The sequence below is a fragment of the Glaciihabitans sp. dw_435 genome (assembly GCF_018449675.1).
Lineage (GTDB): Bacteria > Actinomycetota > Actinomycetes > Actinomycetales > Microbacteriaceae > Glaciihabitans.
This window is the reverse complement of sequence record NZ_JAAVUZ010000003.1, coordinates 1-17,687: the sequence shown is the minus strand read 5'-3', so window position 1 is coordinate 17,687 and position 17,687 is coordinate 1. Positions and strand designations below refer to the sequence as shown.

The 17,687-nt window shown below is 64.8% G+C and carries 19 protein-coding genes and 1 pseudogene; 5 read left to right on the top strand and 15 right to left on the bottom strand.

What is annotated here, in order from left to right:
• Nucleotides 1-8 precede the first annotated feature (8 nt).
• The 7 genes from HB677_RS05035 to HB677_RS05005 form a co-directional block, all read right to left on the bottom strand.
• Nucleotides 9-1,673, bottom strand: coding sequence for a bifunctional 3'-5' exonuclease/DNA polymerase (locus tag HB677_RS05035; RefSeq protein ID WP_213814599.1), 1,665 nt, complete (start codon nt 1,671-1,673; stop codon nt 9-11).
• A 102-nt stretch (nt 1,674-1,775) separates the two neighbouring features.
• Entirely contained in the window at nt 1,776-2,180 is a 405-nt protein-coding gene (locus HB677_RS05030; RefSeq protein WP_213814598.1) for a DUF779 domain-containing protein, read from the bottom strand.
• A gap of 13 nt (nt 2,181-2,193) precedes the next feature.
• The gene (locus tag HB677_RS05025; protein WP_213814597.1) at nt 2,194-3,717 is read right to left on the bottom strand and encodes an aldehyde dehydrogenase family protein; all 1,524 of its coding nucleotides are present in this window, start codon (nt 3,715-3,717) and stop codon (nt 2,194-2,196) included.
• Between the two features lie 89 nt (nt 3,718-3,806).
• A complete protein-coding gene (locus tag HB677_RS05020) occupies nt 3,807-5,198 on the bottom strand; it encodes a GAF domain-containing protein (protein WP_213814596.1) in 1,392 nt (463 codons plus the stop codon).
• A gap of 120 nt (nt 5,199-5,318) precedes the next feature.
• Entirely contained in the window at nt 5,319-6,146 is an 828-nt protein-coding gene (locus tag HB677_RS05015; protein WP_213814595.1) for a DUF1684 domain-containing protein, read from the bottom strand.
• A 64-nt stretch (nt 6,147-6,210) separates the two neighbouring features.
• Nucleotides 6,211-6,936, bottom strand: a complete 726-nt coding sequence (locus tag HB677_RS05010; RefSeq protein ID WP_213814594.1) for a hypothetical protein — start codon at nt 6,934-6,936, stop codon at nt 6,211-6,213.
• Between the two features lie 246 nt (nt 6,937-7,182).
• Nucleotides 7,183-7,611: a hypothetical protein gene (locus HB677_RS05005; RefSeq protein WP_213814593.1), complete on the bottom strand. Its 429-nt coding sequence runs from the start codon at nt 7,609-7,611 to the stop codon at nt 7,183-7,185.
• A gap of 161 nt (nt 7,612-7,772) precedes the next feature.
• Between HB677_RS05005 and HB677_RS05000 the strand changes: the two genes are divergently transcribed.
• Entirely contained in the window at nt 7,773-8,333 is a 561-nt protein-coding gene (locus HB677_RS05000; RefSeq protein ID WP_213814592.1) for a GrpB family protein, read from the top strand.
• Nucleotides 8,334-8,418: 85 nt separating this feature from the next.
• Here the strand turns inward: HB677_RS05000 and HB677_RS04995 are convergent, their stop codons facing one another.
• Nucleotides 8,419-9,318 carry a helix-turn-helix transcriptional regulator gene (locus HB677_RS04995; protein WP_213814591.1) on the bottom strand — a complete coding sequence of 300 codons (900 nt, stop codon included), beginning with the start codon at nt 9,316-9,318 and terminating at the stop codon, nt 8,419-8,421.
• Nucleotides 9,319-9,452: 134 nt separating this feature from the next.
• Here HB677_RS04995 and HB677_RS04990 point away from each other — a divergent pair, with 134 nt between their 5' ends.
• On the top strand, nt 9,453-10,481 hold the full coding sequence (locus HB677_RS04990) for an NAD(P)-dependent alcohol dehydrogenase (RefSeq protein WP_213814590.1): 1,029 nt from the start codon (nt 9,453-9,455) through the stop codon (nt 10,479-10,481).
• Nucleotides 10,482-10,570: 89 nt separating this feature from the next.
• Here HB677_RS04990 and HB677_RS04985 read toward each other — a convergent pair.
• The 4 genes and pseudogenes from HB677_RS04985 to HB677_RS04970 form a co-directional block, all read right to left on the bottom strand.
• Nucleotides 10,571-10,963: pseudogene (locus tag HB677_RS04985) on the bottom strand (NAD(P)H-binding protein); the annotation flags it as partial.
• A 28-nt stretch (nt 10,964-10,991) separates the two neighbouring features.
• Nucleotides 10,992-11,159, bottom strand: a complete 168-nt coding sequence (locus tag HB677_RS04980; RefSeq protein WP_213814588.1) for an NmrA family NAD(P)-binding protein — start codon at nt 11,157-11,159, stop codon at nt 10,992-10,994.
• Nucleotides 11,160-11,171: 12 nt separating this feature from the next.
• The gene (locus tag HB677_RS04975) at nt 11,172-12,155 is read right to left on the bottom strand and encodes an aldo/keto reductase (RefSeq protein ID WP_213814587.1); all 984 of its coding nucleotides are present in this window, start codon (nt 12,153-12,155) and stop codon (nt 11,172-11,174) included.
• Nucleotides 12,122-12,505 carry a hypothetical protein gene (locus tag HB677_RS04970; RefSeq protein WP_213814586.1) on the bottom strand — a complete coding sequence of 128 codons (384 nt, stop codon included), beginning with the start codon at nt 12,503-12,505 and terminating at the stop codon, nt 12,122-12,124. The genes HB677_RS04975 and HB677_RS04970 overlap by 34 nt, the downstream gene beginning before the upstream one ends.
• Before the next feature lie 138 nt (nt 12,506-12,643).
• Here HB677_RS04970 and HB677_RS04965 point away from each other — a divergent pair, with 138 nt between their 5' ends.
• Both HB677_RS04965 and HB677_RS04960 read left to right on the top strand, forming a co-directional pair.
• Nucleotides 12,644-13,540 (top strand): helix-turn-helix transcriptional regulator, encoded by an 897-nt coding sequence (locus HB677_RS04965; RefSeq protein ID WP_213814585.1) that lies wholly within the window; start codon nt 12,644-12,646, stop codon nt 13,538-13,540.
• 6 nt (nt 13,541-13,546) lie between these two features.
• Entirely contained in the window at nt 13,547-14,008 is a 462-nt protein-coding gene (locus HB677_RS04960) for a hypothetical protein (RefSeq protein ID WP_213814584.1), read from the top strand.
• A gap of 202 nt (nt 14,009-14,210) precedes the next feature.
• Here the strand turns inward: HB677_RS04960 and HB677_RS04955 are convergent, their stop codons facing one another.
• From HB677_RS04955 to HB677_RS04945, 3 genes are read right to left on the bottom strand one after another with little or no spacing between them, the layout of a single operon-like run.
• Complete coding sequence (locus HB677_RS04955; RefSeq protein ID WP_213814583.1) at nt 14,211-14,843, bottom strand: TetR/AcrR family transcriptional regulator; 633 nt, start codon at nt 14,841-14,843, stop codon at nt 14,211-14,213.
• A gap of 32 nt (nt 14,844-14,875) precedes the next feature.
• Nucleotides 14,876-15,526, bottom strand: coding sequence for a hypothetical protein (locus tag HB677_RS04950; protein WP_213814582.1), 651 nt, complete (start codon nt 15,524-15,526; stop codon nt 14,876-14,878).
• Nucleotides 15,523-17,142, bottom strand: a complete 1,620-nt coding sequence (locus HB677_RS04945) for an amidohydrolase family protein (RefSeq protein ID WP_213814581.1) — start codon at nt 17,140-17,142, stop codon at nt 15,523-15,525. The genes HB677_RS04950 and HB677_RS04945 overlap by 4 nt, the downstream gene beginning before the upstream one ends.
• A gap of 106 nt (nt 17,143-17,248) precedes the next feature.
• Between HB677_RS04945 and HB677_RS04940 the strand changes: the two genes are divergently transcribed.
• Nucleotides 17,249-17,437 carry a hypothetical protein gene (locus tag HB677_RS04940; RefSeq protein ID WP_213814580.1) on the top strand — a complete coding sequence of 63 codons (189 nt, stop codon included), beginning with the start codon at nt 17,249-17,251 and terminating at the stop codon, nt 17,435-17,437.
• Nucleotides 17,438-17,687 lie beyond the last annotated feature (250 nt).

The following is a 17,687-nucleotide window of genomic DNA, read 5'->3' as shown; positions in this document are numbered from 1 at the left end:
CGCAGGCGTTACTTCGCGTCCGCGTAGCTGTCGACGATCGCGACGGTGACCGGGAAGCCGACCGGCAGCGCGCCGAAGATCAGTCGACCCGCATCGGCCGCGGCGGCGCGCACCTCCTCGGCTACCCGGTCGGCGAGGTGCGCGGGTGCGTGCACCATGACCTCGTCGTGGAGGAAGAAGACGAGGTGCGGCCTGTCGGCGAAGTCCCCGTCAGCCATCGCCCACAGCCGGTTGCGCAATCCCGCCATCCAGCACAGCGCCCACTCGGCCGCTGTGCCCTGAACGATGAAGTTGCGCGTGAAACGACCCCAGCTGCGGGACTGGCTGAGCGCCCGTCGCTCGTCGAGATCGGTCGCCTGCACTCCGTTGGCTTCGCCCTGGGCTTCGTGCCAGCTCTCCCCCGGGCGGGGCGAACTGCGGCCAAGACGCGTGGAGACGACCTCACCGCGTTCGCCGGCGCGGGCCGCGGCCTCCACCATCGCGATGGCGCGGGGAAATGCCCGGGTGAGCCGGGGCATCAGGCGTCCGCCCTCCCCCGATGTCGCGCCGTACATGGCACCGAGCATGGCGACCTTGGCTTCGGCCCGGGTCGCGACGGCACCGCTGGCGACGATTCCCTCGTAGAGATCGCCTCTGCCAGCCTCGGCCATCTTCTGGTCACCCGACAGCCCCGTGAGGATACGTGGTTCCAGTTGGGCCGCATCGGCGACGATGAGCTTCCAGCCTTCATCGGGTACCACCGCGCCGCGGATCTGCTTGGGTAGCTGCAACGCACCACCGCCACTGGTGGCCCAGCGCCCGGTGACAACGCCGCCCGGCACGTAGTCGGGCCGGAACCGGCCCTCGTCGACCCACGTATCGAGCCAGTACCACCCGTTGGCCGCCAGCAGCCGAGACAGCTTTTTGTATTCGAGCAGCGGTTCGATCACCGGGTGCTCGATTTTCTTCAGTTCCCACGACCGGGTCGAGTTCACCAGCAGACCGACGCGCCGCAGTGCACGCATCAGGTCGGTGGGCGAATCCGGGTTGAGCTCCGGCGCATCGAGCGCGGCGCGCACCCGGCCCAGCACTGCCTCCAGTTTCGCGGGACGCTCGCCCGTGCGCGGCCGGGGACCAAGCAGTCCGGTCAGCAGCTCGTCGTGCCTCTGCACGCTCCACGGAAGCCCGGCAAATCGCATTTCTGCCGCGATGAGAGCACCCGCCGACTCCGCCGCCAGGAGCAGACCAAGCGAGTTGGCGGAAGCGGATGACTCCAGCGCGGCGCGCTGCAGCCGAAACTCCTCGATGGGATCGGCAGTGGCGCCCTGGGGCGGTTCGTCGACGAAATCAAACAGGGTGCCGCTGTGCTGCTGCACCGCGACTGCGGGGGCATCCCACGGGCCGTACGGCGCATTCGCCAGCGTCGACCCGGCAGTCAGGGCAGAGTTGCGCAGGATGACATGGCTGAGGCGCAGGTCAACACAGCGCTCCACCCGGACACCGTCGGCCAGAAGCTGCGGATACCACCGCGCCGTGTCATCCCACACCCACCGCGGACGGTCGGGCTCGCGCCGGGCGATCTCGGCCGAAAGCTCGTGCGTCGCAATCGTCACCGCGCCGGGAACGACCGCGCCGTCGTCGGCCACCGGGGTCAGCAATACCCCGCCGGGGGCAGAGCTCAAAACGACGTGCACGGGTTAAGTGTGCACCGCTCCACCGACTCTGCCCGCCCGACGCCACCCACGCCACATGCTCCACGGCCGCACGCGACGCACGCCCTGCGCCCTGCGAGGCGATCAGGCGAACGGCAGCGCCGTTTCCATCAGGCGCGAGCGGATCAGGAACCGCACGCCCTCGGGCGCCTCCACCGAGAAGCCGCTGCCCCTCCCGGCGACGACATCCACCGTGAGATGCGTGTGACTCCAGTAGGCGAACTGCTCGCGGGACATCCAGAACTCGATCGGCCTCGGGTCATCCGCGTCCCCAATGTCAAAGACACCGAGAAGCACGTCGTTGTCCGAGGTGATGAAGTCACCAGCCGGATAGCACATGGGAGAACTCCCATCGCAGCACCCACCCGACTGGTGAAACATCAGCGGACCGTAATGGTCCCAGAGCTTGCGCAGCAGTTCGACGGACGCGTCCGCCAGGGCAACGCGCGAGGTGGACTCCTCAGCGATGGTTACGGCGGCGTCAATCATGCTCACATCCGATCTAGAAGAACCCGAGGGCGTTCTCTGAGTACGACACCAGGAGGTTCTTCGTCTGCTGGTAGTGATCGAGGGCGAGCTTGTTGTTCTCGCGACCGATGCCCGAGCTCTTGTAGCCGCCGAAAGCGGCACCCGCGGGGTATGCGTGGTAGTTGTTCACCCATACTCGTCCGGCCTGGATGTCCCGTCCAGCCCGGTAGGCGACGTTGCCGTTTCGCGACCAGACGCCGGCGCCGAGGCCGTACAGGGTGTCGTTGGCCAGCGCGATGGCGTTGTCGTAGTCGGTGAAGCTGGTGACGGCGACGACGGGTCCGAAGATCTCCTCCTGGAACAGACGCATCGAGTTGTTGCCCTCGAAGATCGTGGGTTCGACGTAGTAGCCGTCGGTGAGGTCACCGCCGAGATCCACACGGGACCCGCCAAGGGTGAGCTTCGCGCCCTCCTGCTTGCCGATGTCGATGTAGCTGAGGATCTTCTCCAGCTGATCATTCGACGCCTGCGCGCCCACCTGGGTATCGGTGTCGAGCGGGTTGCCCTGCACGGCCTTCTTCGTGCGTTCGATCGCGTCCCCGAGGAAGGAGTCATAGATGGTCGACTGGATGAGCGCGCGGGAGGGGCAGGTGCATACCTCTCCCTGGTTGAACGCGAACAGCGTGAACCCCTCCTGCGCCTTGTCGTAGAACGCGTCATTGGAGTCGGCGACATCGGCGAAGAACAGGTTCGGGCTCTTGCCCCCGAGCTCGACGGTCGACGGGATGATGTTCGCGCTGGCATATTGCAGGATGAGCCGGCCCGTCGTCGTCTCGCCCGTGAACGCGATCTTGCGGATCCGCGGGCTGGACGCGAGCGGCTTACCCGCCTCGATACCGAAACCGTTCACGATGTTGAGGACCCCGGGCGGCAGGATGTCCCCGATGAGTTCGATGAGCACCAGGATCGATACCGGTGTCTGCTCCGCCGGCTTCAGCACGATGGTGTTTCCCGCGGCCAGCGCGGGCGCGAGCTTCCACGTCGCCATGAGGATCGGAAAGTTCCACGGGATGATCTGGCCGACCACGCCGAGCGGCTCATGGAAGTGATACGCCACCATGTCGCCGTCGAGCTCTGCGTGGTTGCCATCCTGCGCCCGGATCGCGGCGGCGAAGTACCGGAAGTGGTCGGAGGCGAGCGGCAGGTCCGCGTTCAGCGGTTCCCGGATCGGCTTGCCGTTGTCCCAGGTCTCCGCGACGGCGAGAAGCTCGAGGTTCGCGTCGATCACGTCGGCAATCTTGTTGAGCACCGCGGCCCGCTCGGTGGGGGTTGTCTTTCCCCACGCGGGAAAAGCCTTGTGCGCGGCATCCAGCGCAGCATCGATGTCCTCCGCCGTGCCGCGCGCGACCTCGGCGAATGGCTTACCGGTGACGGGGGTGATGTCTTCGAAGTACTGGCCCTTGATCGGTTTGACCCATTCGCCCCCGATCCAGTGCTCGTAGCGGGGCTTGAAAGTGACCTTGGCATCCGGGGTCCCCGGAGCAGCGTAGATCGTCATGTTCATCCTTTGACGTCGTTGTCGAAGTTGAAGCGCCGTCTGGCCTTCGCATTGATCGTACGCAGCAGCCGGTTGCGAAAAGGTTGCGGCTAGTTGCGGGCCAATTCCGCGTCGATCCGGGCAATTCGGTCGATCAGAGGAGCGCGACGGGATGACCCGGGCGGCAGCCTCGTCAGGGCCGCCCGCATCACGTCCAGGTCGTACCCGCCCTCCGTGGTGGCGGCGAATTCGAGGAGGGAGTCTGCCGTGGCATCCACCAGCAGCGCGTCCCGAACGCGGGCGTGGATGTCAGCGCGAAGAGTCACGATGCCGGGCGCGTCGGATGCCGGGAGAAGCGCTCCCGGGTAGCTCGCGATGGCAACCCGGTGGGCGCCGCGTTGGGAGAACGCCAGCGCCCTGTGAATATCCAGCTCGGGCGGGTGGCCGAGTCTGTAGGGTCGGGATGTCGGCACGAGTAGGGGGTCGACCGACCCGAGCGTCTTGCGCAGCCGAACCATTTCGGGGCGCAGGGTGCCGATCGCGTCGGCTCGTCCGTAGATGAGTTCCGCGAGCCGTCCGGCCGACAGGCCCTCGGGATGCCAGCACAACAGGCAGAGGATCTCGGCGTGCCGGGGCGACAGGGACACGGTGGTGACGCCGTCGCTGAGCTGGGCAACGTCCCGTCCGAGAACGCTGAGAACAAATGGCTCCGTGGCGGGCTGCGCGCGGGCGGACTGGGCGGCGGCGGGGTGGGTGCCGGCGGTCGGTGCAGTGTCACCGACGGCGAGCACCGGCCCCGGGTCGGTGGAAGCGAGCCAGCCGACCGCGACGGGGCCGCTGCGGAGCGTGGCATCCATTCGTCGCAGGGTGAGTTCCGTCTCGACGGCGGCGACGGTCGCTTCGACGAGCGGAAGCGTCGCGGGTGCGACCGCATCGTCCCCGCCGGTGATGTCGATCACGCCGAGGATGTCCCCGGAGGCGGGGTCGTGGACGGGAACGGCGGTGCAACTCCACGGATGCACCGCGCGCGTGAAGTGTTCTGCGCGGTGGATCTGGATGCCGTGGTCGAGCGCGATCGCCGTGCCGGGAGCGCTCGTGCCCACGGCGGCTTCCGACCAATCTGCGCCTTCGACGAAAAGCATTCCCTCGGCTTTGCGTCGAAGAGCACGATCGCCGTCGATCCAGAGGAGTCGACCAGCCTGATCTCCGACCGCAACGATCAGGCCGGTGTCGAAAGTGTGCCTGATGAGCAGACGGTGAATTGTCGGGAGAACCAGGGCGAGCGGGTGACGGCTTCGATACTCGCGAAGCGCGTCGTCGTCGAGGTCGAAAGACGGGCTGATCACGTCCGGATCGAGACGATGCGCGAGGGCACGGTTCCAGGATTCCTCCACCACCCTGCGAACACCGGTCGTGCTGAGGTGATTGCCCACAATGGCGTCGTGCGCGAGGGCGATGGTGCGCGCGTCGACCGGGGGTGCGGCGTTCCAGGACCGGGTCACGGTTCTCCCATCAACGGTGAAAAGAGATGACCACAGCGTAACTCCACGCTGTGGTCATCGCCTCATGTGATGAGAGGTACCGGCTCGGGCGTCATTCCACCCCCGCGCCGGACGGTGTCGCTAGTGAAGCAGCGTTCCGTCCTTCTTGAGAACGTTCTTCTCGCCCGCTTCGATCTTCACAGCGAAGCGATTCTGCTTCGGAGGAAGGGGGCAGTTGAAGTTGTAGCTAAACGCACAGGGCGGCAGTACCGCGCGGTTGAAGTCCAACGTGATCGACCCGTCCGGGTTCGGTGCGAGGAAGAGGAACCGGCCGACGCCGTAGGTGGTGTCGTTGTTCGTGGCATCCGCGTAGACAAGCTGAAGCGCGCGTCCGGCCTTGAAGGCGGCCAGGTTGTAGTCGACACCGTCCTTGGTGAACGTGATCTCTCCGGGAACGGCGAGGTCGCGGGTCTTGCCGTCATCCTTGAGGTGCTCGAAGCCGACGGTCGTGCCACCCTCGATTTCGGTGAAGGTTCCGGTGATGACCCACTCGGGGTTGTACGGGAACACGTCGATGGAGCCAAACTCCTGGATGCCCTCGGAATTCGCATCCCACACGCGCAGCGCGTAGCTGCCCTCTTCGCTGGCGATCACGAATCCGGTGACTCCGTCGGAGAACACAATCTCGCTCGGGGCGTCGGAGTCCTTGCCGCGCACCACCACTTCGCCGTCCACCAGCACACCGTCAACGATGATGTTGTCGGATGCCTCGGCGCGAAGCACCAGTCCGGATCCGCCATCCGGAACCGGAGCCCAGACACCGGGAACTCCGTAGATCTTCTGCTCGGAATCCACCCACTGGGTGTTGACGAGAGCCAGGTTGCCCTTCGGCTGCACGACGGCGAGTTCACGACGCTCGTGGTACGTGGCGAAAACCTGCTCGGGCGTGGCTGTAGTGGTGTCGGTCATGCTGTCCATCCTTGTCGACGTCTATCTTCTCAACGTCACCCGACACGGGGAAATTTCCATCCGGTCAGAACCGGGCCATGTGCTCCCGGCCGAGTTCCCAGACGTCGGTCATGTCGGACTGGACATCGGTCCACAGACCGTCATCCCACCCGTTCGCAACACGCATCAGCGCGTCCTGCAGCGGCACGATGTAGTCCTGGCGCTCGTCGGCGAAATCGGCGAAACGCAGCACCCGGCTTGCGTCGGAGAACGACGGTGAGACGGCGCTGTCGTTGTCGCCCGCCATCAGGGTCTGGGAAGTGTTCGAAATGTCCTGGATGACTCCGCGAATCGCGACCGCGTCATGCAGCGGCGCGGGACCGATGCCACCCCAGGAGGCCCACCGCCCCGTGTCATCCATTGTCGCGTCCGCACCATCGCGCACGGAGGCGACGCCGCCGACCTGCTTGCCCTTCACCGCGGCGACGACAACGGAGAGGAGCGCGAGAGACAGCTGCTCGGGAGCGAAGGGGTCGCGTGCACCGGTCGTCAGCTCGCTGCTGGGCAGATCGGTGGATGCCTCGTGGCTGACGACGTCCGGAGGATCGTCGATGTCGGTTGATGGCCCGCTGTTGGTTGCGGGCCCGACGTCGGGATCAGCGGACCCAGGAATCGGGAGCGCCGGCCCCGCGACGGCGGCAGCCAACAACAGCGCCTCGGCCGGCGATACCTCGTCGTGCACTGTGCCCGTCTCGCCGCAGGCATCGCACACGCCGGCGGTGCGCAAGGGTCCGTGTGCGCAATCAGTCATTCGTCCCCCGTTCGGGCTTGCCTCAGCGTAGCCCTCACATACCCCGAATGGTGCAGATCGGGGTACATTGGCGCGAATCGCCCCGCCCCGGTCGAAGTATCAGATAGCCGCACGGTCTCCGTCGACCGATCGCACAGCGCCGCCCGGGGGCGGCATTCGTCACGTGCGTCAGGTCCTGCCGGCTCACTGCAGCCAGCGTCACCCAAGCGCCGCGCGCCACCCCGCGTCAAATGCCATCTGGCAGTGTCAGCCCGCGGCTTTGGTCACCAGGGCACCGAGCATCGCCAGATCGGAGTCAGTCATATCGTTGTGAACGGCGAACGCCGTCGCCCACACCGCTCCGTCATCCAGGGTTGCAGCCGTGTCGAACTCGAACGTGGAGTAGCGGACCTTGAACTTCGACTTCGGTTTGAAGAAGCAGACGATCTTGCCGTTGCGGGCCCACGACGGGAAGCCGTAGTAGGTCTTCGGATCCAGGTGCGGCGCGGCGGCAACGACCATGTCGCGGATGCGCTCCGCCAACTCCCGCTCGTCGTCCGGGAGGATGGAGATCGCGTGATCGTTCGCGGCCGCGTCGGCGTCCTTGCCTGCTGCCTCCTTCAGTTCCTTAGCGCGCGCCCGCATCGCTCGCTTCTCTTCCGGGCTGAATGTTTCTGAGTTCTTCGTTTCCGTCATGCGCCCAGTGTAGGAACACCGGGCGACCATGTACTTCTCCATTCCTGCTCGACACTCCGCCGTGCGTCGCGGACGCCCGTCCCCCTGCCCAGAAACCACACGCACCGCCACCCGCGGGCAGTACACACAGCGTGGATGGTCGCGGAATGGAATGATGCCGTATGAGCAAAACCGCAAAGCCCCGCAGACCCGACGTCGAACACGTTGACCTCATCGGAGGAACGGAAAAGCGGCAGCTCGAGGTGGTCGGTTACGACAATCACTGGCCCGCTATTTTCGCCGAACACCGGGAAAGACTGCGTCAGGCTCTTGGGGCAGCGGACGTTCTCATCGAACACATCGGGTCCACCTCGGTTCCCGGGCTCGCGGCAAAGCCGATTGTCGACATTGTTGTCGCTGTGGACGACATCACCGCGGAGGAGGACTACCTCCCTGCCATGCTGACCGCGGGATACGTCTTGCGCGTACGCGAGCCTGGTCATCGGTTGGTACGCACGCCACACCGGGATGTTCACATCCATATCTACCAGCGGGACGACCTGGCCGTGACGAACTACCTGCTGTTTCGCGACCGGCTCAGAACGGATCCGGACGACCGTGACCTGTATGCACGTACCAAAGAGGCTCTGATCGAGCAGGGTTTCGATGACATGAATGCGTACTCCGATGCGAAGACCGATGTCATCGCCGCAATCCTGGCGCGGGCGCAGCGTCGTTCATGACCCGGATCGGTTCATCCTGGACCGCGTGGGCAATCCCGGGCTGGTGACCCCAACATCCGGGCCGTCCCGACGGTGTGGACGTGGGCTACGCGGTGGTTGGCGCGGTGTCGCGGGCGGTGCCCGGATCGATCTCGGAGAGGGGCGTCGCCTGCCACGCGGCGAGAAGACGCAGGGCGTCGGCGGACGGGCTGCCCGGCTCCGCCGTGTACACGAACATCGAGAGCGCGGAGTCGCCGGGAAAGGCGAACGTTTCGTAGAGCAGCGTCATGTCTCCGACGGCCGCGTGGTGCACCTTCTTTGTGCCCGTGCTGTGCTCGTGCAGGTTGTGCGTCGCCCAGCGCACGCGGAAGTCTTCTGACTGCGTGGCGAGTTCGCCGATCAGGTTAGACAGTTCGGAGTCATACGGATTTTTTCCCGCGGCAACGTGCAGCATGGCGGCGCTGGAGCTGGCCAGTTCTTCCCACTCGGGATAGAAGATCCGGGACGCGGGATCGAGGTGGATATAGCGCGCATGATTCCACCTGCCCACAGAACCTTCGATGAGTCCCGCATACAGCGCTTTGCCAAGCGTATTCATCGCGAGGATGTCGGCGCGCTCGTTCTGCACGATGGCGGGCAGTTCTGTCATCTGGTCAAGCACCAGTTGAAGAGTGCTGCCGATGGCGCTGACCTGAGCGCGCCGGCGGGGTGACTTGACCGTGCCGCGGGACACGCCGCGCGTCAAGTGGAAGAGGTGGCGCCGCTCAATTTCGTCCAGGCGCAGGGTGCGCGCGATGGCATCGAGGACGGCGTCGGACGCGCCGACCGCATCGCCACGTTCCAGCCTGGTGTACCAGCTGACACTCACCCCGGCCAGGGCGGCCAGTTCTTCGCGACGCAGTCCGGGCACGCGACGGCCACCGCCGCCGGGAAGTCCTGCGTCTTCCGGGCGGATCTTTGCTCGGCGGGAGGCGAGGAACTCGCGCATCTCGGATCTGTTGTCCATGCAGTCGACTCTAGGCGGGGGCAGGTGACTCAGGGAGGCACTGCCAGTGACCCCATGGAGCCGCACTGCCTGGCTCACTCGGGATGCCCTTGAATAGAGACATCCGCTTACACCGCACCATCTGGAGAACATTAATGACCACCGCACGCGCGTACGCTGCCACGTCGGCCACCGAGCCTCTCGTACCCACCACGATCGAACGACGCGAGGTCGGCCCCCTTGACATCGCCTACTCCGGAGTGTGCCATTCCGACATCCACACCGTCCGCGGCGAGTGGGGCCCGATTGCCTACCCGCAGGTCGTTGGGCACGAAATCGTCGGTACCGTTACCGCCATCGGTGCGGACGTCACGCGCCACAAGGTGGGCGACCGCGTTGGCGTCGGCTGCATGGTCAACTCCTGCCGCGAGTGCGTCAATTGCCTCGCCGGAATGGCCAACTACTGCCTCAAGGGCAACACGCAGACCTATGCGAGCGTCGACCGCGACGGCACCACCACCCAGGGCGGCTACTCCAGCCACGTCGTGGTTGTCGAGGACTTCGTTCTTCGCGTGCCCGAGTCCATCCCCTACGAGGCGGCGGCTCCCCTGCTCTGCGCCGGCATCACCACGTATTCGCCCCTCGCCCATTGGAACGCCGGTCCCGGCAAGAAGGTGGCAGTCGTCGGCATGGGCGGACTCGGCCACATGGCCGTCAAGATCGCCCACGCCATGGGTGCTGAGGTCACCGTGCTGTCGCAGTCGCTGAGCAAGCAGGAGGATGGCGTCCGCTTCGGAGCCGACCACTACTACGCCACCAGTGACGACACCACATTCGAGGCACTCGCGAACACCTTCGACCTGATCGTCAACACCGTCAGTGCGCCGGTCGACCTCCAGTCGTACCTGTCGTTGCTCGCCCTCGACGGAACGATGGTCAACGTCGGCGCACCCGCGCAGTCGCTCCCCATTTCGGTCTTCGGCCTCATGGGGAACCGCCGCTCGTTCGCGGCATCAGGTATCGGCAGCATCGCCGAGACCCAGGAGATGCTGGACTTCTGCGCCGAGCACAATATTGCGCCAGAGATCGAGCTGATCGAGGCATCCGCCATCAACGACGCCTACGAGCGAGTACTGAAGTCGGACGTGCGCTACCGCTTCGTCATCGACGCCGCCACCATCTGATCTAACGCCCCGCGCGCCGACTTCAGTCCCGTCCAGCGTGCTCTCCACTGAGAGCAAGTTGGACGGGACTGTTTTCGTTTCGTTTCGTTTCAGCTGGGCGCGCCCGGCAGGCCTCTGAGTGAATCCGCCCATGTGAGGTCCGCGAGGACACCGTCGGGTTCGGAACGTGCTGACATATTGGCCTGGTCCCGGACCCCGTCAATGCCTCGCCTGTCGTCTGGGACGAGTGCGGCGAAGAGCGAGGTGAGGTCATCCGGAGCAGGGCCCCTCTCGGCCACCAGCTCGAAGGTCATGTGGTCGGCCCGTTCTGACGCAAGGCTGTCCACCAGAACCTGGGCAATCTGACGACGCGAGATAACACCGTCGGCAGGAGTGCCGGCATGACGGGTGTCTCCCTGCAGGAAGGTGATAGCGAGTTGGTCCTCGTCGTTGTAGTCGAACCAACCGGGTCGCACAATCGTGTACTCGTTGCCGCTCGCGCGGACGAGCCGTTCTCAACGACGCTTCCAGTCATGACCATCCGAACGGGATCTGCGCCTCGGGATGGATGTCGCGCCGAGCTGATGCGTGTCGGACGAGAGCGCGCGTCGCGTAGCCGTGACGGATTGACTCCGCGGTGACGAGTCTGCCGATGCTCCCGGTGGCGCCAACAATGAGAACGGTAGTGAGGTGAGTCACGTGCCTCTCCCGTCAGTTGAAGTACGTGGGGGTACGCGGCACATACGGGGATTCGAGGGCATGGACTTCCTCGATGGTGAGCTCAATGTCGAGCGCTGCGACGGCATCGGACAAGTGATGACTCTTCGTCGCGCCAGACAAGACGGAGTCGACGATAGGGTTGCGCAGAACCCATGCCAGGGCGACCTGGGCCATCGACACACCGCGCTCCTGTGCAATGGACTCGATCGCGTCAACGATTGCCTTGTCGCCGTCGAGGTAGAGAGGATTACCGAACATGTCCGTCTTCGGGTTTTGCTTGGCACGCTCCGTACTCTCATCGCCCCAGGGACGGGCGTTGATACCGGCGTTCAGCGGGCTCCAGGGGATGGAACCGACTCCCTGATCTGCGAGCAGACCGAACATTTCGCGTTCTTCTTCGCGGCTGGTCACGCTGTACTGGTCCTGCATGGAGATGAACGTGGTCCAGCCGTTCAATTTGGCGGTCGACTGCATTTTCGCGAATTGCCACGCCCACATCGACGAGGCTCCGATGTAGCGCACCTTGCCCGCCTTCACCACGTCGTGCAGCGCTTCCATGGTCTCCTCGACAGGAACATCAGGATCGAAACGGTGGATCTGCATGAGATCGATGTAGTCCGTGCCGAGACGTCGCAGCGAGGCATCCGTCTGCTCAATGATCGCCTTGCGTGACAGCCCCGAACCGCCGGGGCCATCGTGCATTTTCCAGAACTGCTTCGTCGCCAACACAATGTCTTCTCGCTTGCCGTACTTCCTGATCGCGCGTCCAACGATCTCTTCGCTGGTGCCCTGGGCGTAGACGTTGGCGGTGTCCCAGAATGTCACGCCGAGGTCGAGAGCCTGGCGGAAGATCGGCTCGGCGGCATCGTCATCGAGGGCCCAGTCGCGGCCGGTTCCGGGCAGACTAAAGCTCATGCAGCAGAGGGCGATGCGGCTGACTTTCAGTCCTGAGTTTCCAAGGTGGGTGTATTCCATGGTGTGTCCTTTCGGACGGTGGGTGGGATCGTGACTGTTGCGCTTCGTGCACGCGTTCCGGGGATGATGAGGGTGGCCGCCGCAATGATGGCCAGTACGAGAAACAGTGCGCCTGTGGTGATGCCGTCTGTGGTCTGCGTGGCGATTCCGCTGGGACCGGCGGAGGGATGTCCCCCGGCAGCGACCGCGACACCGATGCTGACACCGACTGCGCCGCCAAGCTGGTGGGCGACATTGACGAGACCGGATGCCGCGCCCGCGTCCCTTGGCTCGATGGCCGTGATACCCGCGGCGGTCAGCGGTGCGAACCCGAGACCCTGGCCAAGACCGAGCAGCAGCATCAGCGCCATGATTGTGTTCCTCTCTTGGCCGGCGGTTGCCGGACACGACTTCGAGTCAACCCGTCTCTGGCGCCCGGATACAGGCTCTGGTGAAGCAGGTTCCGACAGAGCCTCCTTTGCCGGGATTCGGCCGCGTAAGTTCGGTACATGGACAACCGATCCGAACTCCGCGAATTCCTCGCATCCAGGCGGGCAAATATCACACCAACACAGGCAAACCTGCCCGCTTACGGCGGCAACCGCAGGGTCCCTGGACTTCGTCGCGAAGAAGTTGCGATGCTCGCTGGCGTCAGCGTCGACTACTACACGAAGCTCGAACGGGGAAATGTCGGGGTCGTATCCGACGGCGTGCTCGACGCCGTCGCCCGCGCACTGCACCTCACCGATGCGGAACGCGACCACCTCTTTCGACTTGCCGGCTCCAGCGGCGCCACCCGTCCAGTGCGGCGCGATCCGAGCCGCAACATCGTCCGGCCTGCGGTGCAGCGGGTCGTCGACGCCATCGTGGACTCCCCCGCCTTCGTGCGCACACACACGCGCCAGCTGATCACCGCCAACGCCCTCGGGCGCGCCGTGTACTCCCCCCTGTACGACGCCGATCCGGCGGGTACACCCAACACCGCTCGGTTCTTGTTCCTCAACGCCGAGGCTCGTACGTTCTTTACCGAATGGGCGAAGAACGCCGCAGACATGGTCGCCAACCTCCGCACAGAACTTGGCCGCGATCCGTACGATCGCGACCTGACCGACCTGATCGACGACCTCAACCGCGACAGTGTGGAGTTCCGCACGCTGTGGAAGGCCCACGACGTGCGGTACCACGACTCCGGAATCAAGCGTGTCCGCCATCCGGTCGTTGGCGAGCTTGAGCTGACCTTCGAGGCGATGGAATTACCCGCCGACCCGGGGCAGTCACTCATCGTTTACGGCGCAGAGCCCGGATCGCCAACGGCCGACGCTCTACGGCTCCTCGCGAGCTGGGCCGCCGACCCACGGCCCAACACCGCTTCCAACGAGCAACCTCACTCAGCAGAGATCGACTAGAACACCATGCGCACGAGGACACCAGCCCTCACTTCCGCGAGCGTGCTTCTCGCCGTCGGCATCGCCGGCTGCAGCGATATGGGACCGTGGGGCGATGGCACGATCAGCTCCCCCGCCACCCCCTCCACCGCGCCGAACAGAGACAACACCACGACCGCCACACCTTTCGCCGCGGCCGAATTCGTCGACGGAGAATATTCGGCGACCGGCTGGTACGGTTCCCTCCCCTCCCACCAGGACGTCACTGTCGGCGTCGAGGACGGGGCCATCACCGATGTCGAGATCACCACTCCCGCAGAAGACGAGACATCCCTCGGCTACCAACAACGATTCGCTGCCGCGCTTCCAGAAGCGGTCATCGGCAAGGACATCGCCGACATCAGAGTTGACCGGCTAGCCGGATCCAGCGGCTGCTCGGAAGGGTTCATGAACGCCCTCGCCAAGATCAAAGAAGCAGCCGCGGCGTAATGCCTGCGGACCTATGACCTACGGCTGCAGACTTAAACCCGTCTCACTGTACGATCGCTCATCGCCGGTGCGAGTGCGAGTGCGATCCAGACGAGCGGTACACCGTGTCCGTTATCCGCCTCCGATCAGTGGAGAGGCCTCGACGCCGCAACGTGCGGGCATCACGTTGGTCAGTGGAGCTCAGCGAGCCGTTGCTTGTTCTTCAGTCGAGCGGCGCGTTGACCAGTTGCTCAATTACGGCGTTGTCAGCGCCGAGGAGGCGCATCACGTCAGCGACGAGGGAGTCGGCGAGCTGCCCTCGGTCACTCTCGGGCAGTGTCGAGGCCGCCGCAAGTACGGCCGCGATCGCCCCTGTGGCTGCGATCACCGTGGATGGACCGGGCACCGCAGTGGGGGTTATCGCTGTCAATGCGCCCACGACGTCCGCGTGAATCCGACCCTCCAGGGGCACCTTACCAGCGTAAAGAACCGTGAATTGGCCGATCAGCAGATTCGCTTCAGCGGGATGTGAAAGGTGGAGCCTGCCGGTGTATCGAATGCTCAACGACAAACGCTGCAGCGGGCCCCCTGCACCGACGAGCCGCTCGTCGAGCCAGTCTTCGTATCGCTGTGCAACCTCAGTGACTGCTGCGTCGAACAGGTCAGCCTTATTCTCGAAGTGGTTGAAGAACGAGCCAAAGCCGACGTCGGCCAATTCTGTGATCACTTTGATGCTCACGTCCTGGGCACGCCCGTCGACGAGCAGCTCTTGCGCCGCTCGCACCAGGGCCGCCCGCGTGCGCTCTTTGCGGCGCGCATTGCGTCCTTCAACCGGCACGGTCGTCATCTCATCCACCTCCTCACGCTACAGCGCCCGGAGGCGGGGGCTCACTTCTCCGACACGGCTATGCCGGAAACGGACGTGAGGGAGTCCATCGGCGTAAAACTGTCGCACGTGAATGTGACGGTCGAGGTGTCGTGGATCCAGGTATTCCGCGTGTTCGCGCAGGTCACGTTATCGGTGCCATCGGCGAACGATACGGTCGCCAGCAGCAGTGGCGCGGTGCGGTCGCTCGCGTTGATCGTAAGGTCGAGAGTAGTCACGTGGTACTCATCGCTCGACGCCACGGCTACTCGGGACACCCGGTATCCGACCCCTGCCGTGCCGGAAGTCACGTCCGCGGTCACCGTGCCGGTCGTTCGCGAAATCACCGCAACAGGAACGACACCGGCCACGATTGCTCCGAGCACGGTGGCTATGACAGCGACCCGGAACGCGAGCGTCGCCCGACGGCTGCGGTGCGGGGACACCCGCCAGATCAGGATGATGCCCGCGCAAAATAACAGCATCGTAATGACGCCCGCGACGGATGCGTTGGTGGATGCGCCGAGAATGGTGAGTTCGACTGACCACACCCACGACACGATGACGCCGAGCAGGACGAGCGCCCAGCCGGCCGCGCGCGTCCATCGCCGCCGAGCCGTGCTGCGGGTTTTCAGTCCATCTGTGTTGTGCGTCACCAGCGTGGTGTTCGTCATGATGCCTCCGAGGCTGCGAGTAGTCGGTCTACCGTCTCGTCGAGCTCCGCGACGGTGTGATAGTTGCCAGAGTTCACGACGGCGCTGATCTTGCTGAGGTTGTCGACGCCCTCGAGCGGGTCGCCATCGAGCAGCACGAAGTCGGCGACCATCCCTGGGGCAACGGCACCCATGCGTTCCGAGCGTCCGAGGAAAGCGGCAGGTGCGGTTGTCGTCGCCCGCAACACGTCCAGCGGTGTAAGTCCTGCCGCCGCCAGCTCCTGGAACTCAGACGGCATGTCCTGGCCTGGGTTGCCTCCCGGGCCGTCCGTGCCGGTCATGATCGGAACGCCGGCGCCGTGCATGATGCCCACCAGCTTCAACGCCGTGTCGTAGTACTGGTGGTAAGCATTTCGACGCGCCTGCGGAAGATCGAGGAAGGCCGTGCGGGTTGTCTGAAAGTTGCTCTGCACATCCGGTGACAGCATCTGCAACCAGGGATGATTTTTGTATTCGGGGGCGTCCATGCGGTATTCGGTGCGCAGTCGCGAGAGTGTGGGGGTCTGCCAGGTGCCGTTTTTCACGAAAGTGGCCGACAGGCTCTTCGCAGCGCCCTCGTCGAATGTGTCGAGCGCCCTCTGTAGTACCGAGATGGACTCAGGCGCATCCGACAGCGCCGGATTGAGCAATGTTGTCGCCGTAGCTTTGGTGACGATCTCGCTGGAGAACAGCTGCTCGGCAAACGGCACATGACCGAGGACGTTGGGCAGGGCGAGCGAAGTGTCGGCTATCGCACGGAGGGCGGACCGTTCGCTGGATGTCTCGATCCAGATGTTGGCGCTCGTGCCGAGGTGCTCGAGGTAGTCGTACCCCGCATCCGACGCCTCAGACGGGGTGATGGAGGGCGGCAAGTGTCCTCCGATCGACATGCCCTGCTTGTGCGCCCAACTCACCGCGGCAAAGAACACGTCGCGCTCCACCATGATGAGCTTGATGAAGTCCGCGCCGAGCGCCTTCTGCCGGTTGATCTCGTGGCGAACGCGCTCGATAGTCGGAGAGTTGAATGGCATCAAGATTGCCCCCGCCATCGCGAGGAGTCCCGGAGTGTCGCGGCCGAGTGCGACACGGCCTTCGGCGCGTCGCTGAAGGATCGCGTCCGGTCCCGCCATGTGGCGCATCCCGGTTGTGCCTTCCCGAAGCATCGTCGCCATGAAGAGCTCGGATCGCGTTTCCTGAAATACGTGCGTATGCATGTTGTTGTAGCCGGGAACCACGAAGCGACTCGCACCGTCGATCACGCGAACGCCCGACGCGCCCGAATCAGGGGTGCCACCAACCGAGGTGATCTTCCCTCCGCGCACGAACACAGACACGTCCACGTGCTTGCTTCCATCACGAGGATCGACGACTGTCACGTGATCGATCCGGACCGGGCGCGCGTCGCCGGCCGTCGATCGCGGGGACGGCCGTTGCCCGGTCAGGCTCGAGACGAGCGGACCGCCCGATGCGGCAACCGCTCCTACGGCCAGAGCCACGTAGCCAATGTTCTTAATGAGCGTTCGCCGGGTTGGGCCGGCTGGCTCGTCGCCCGCTGGGTTCTGCTGCGGCGTCATGGTGAGCTCCATCTTGGTCGACAATAAATCAACCTTTTTGATTACAAATACATTTCTGATCGTATCATCAACTACGAATGTGACAATCTCGGCGAGACCACTCCAAAGGGCTCATGGTTGGAGGCTTCCCATGAAGACCCTGGTTCTGGTCGGCGCAAATGTCGTTGATCCCCGCGACGGTTCGGTCGTCGGGGGTGCGGACGTGACGGTGGTCGACGGCGTCATCGTTCGCGTCGGCGGGACGTCGTCGCATGTGATGACAGATGAGCGGTTCCACTGCGTTGCTCGCCGCACGCAGGTACGGGAGGCTCCCGGTTAGTGCCCTCCAGCCGCGCCCCTTCGAGGTTCCGGCGGAGGTCCTCTCCCTCCGGGAACGGGCGACCGTCGAGCGGGCCGTCGCAACTCTTCGGCGCGAGGTGATGACCGGTGCCGCGGGATGCCGCGGGAGGTGCGACCCGGCCGCGACCCACGGCACTATCGAAACGGCTTGGATGGTGAGCCACAACCGACGTGATCTCGGGCCACCAAAAGAGTAGGGCGGACGGGACTTGAACCCGTGACCGACGGAT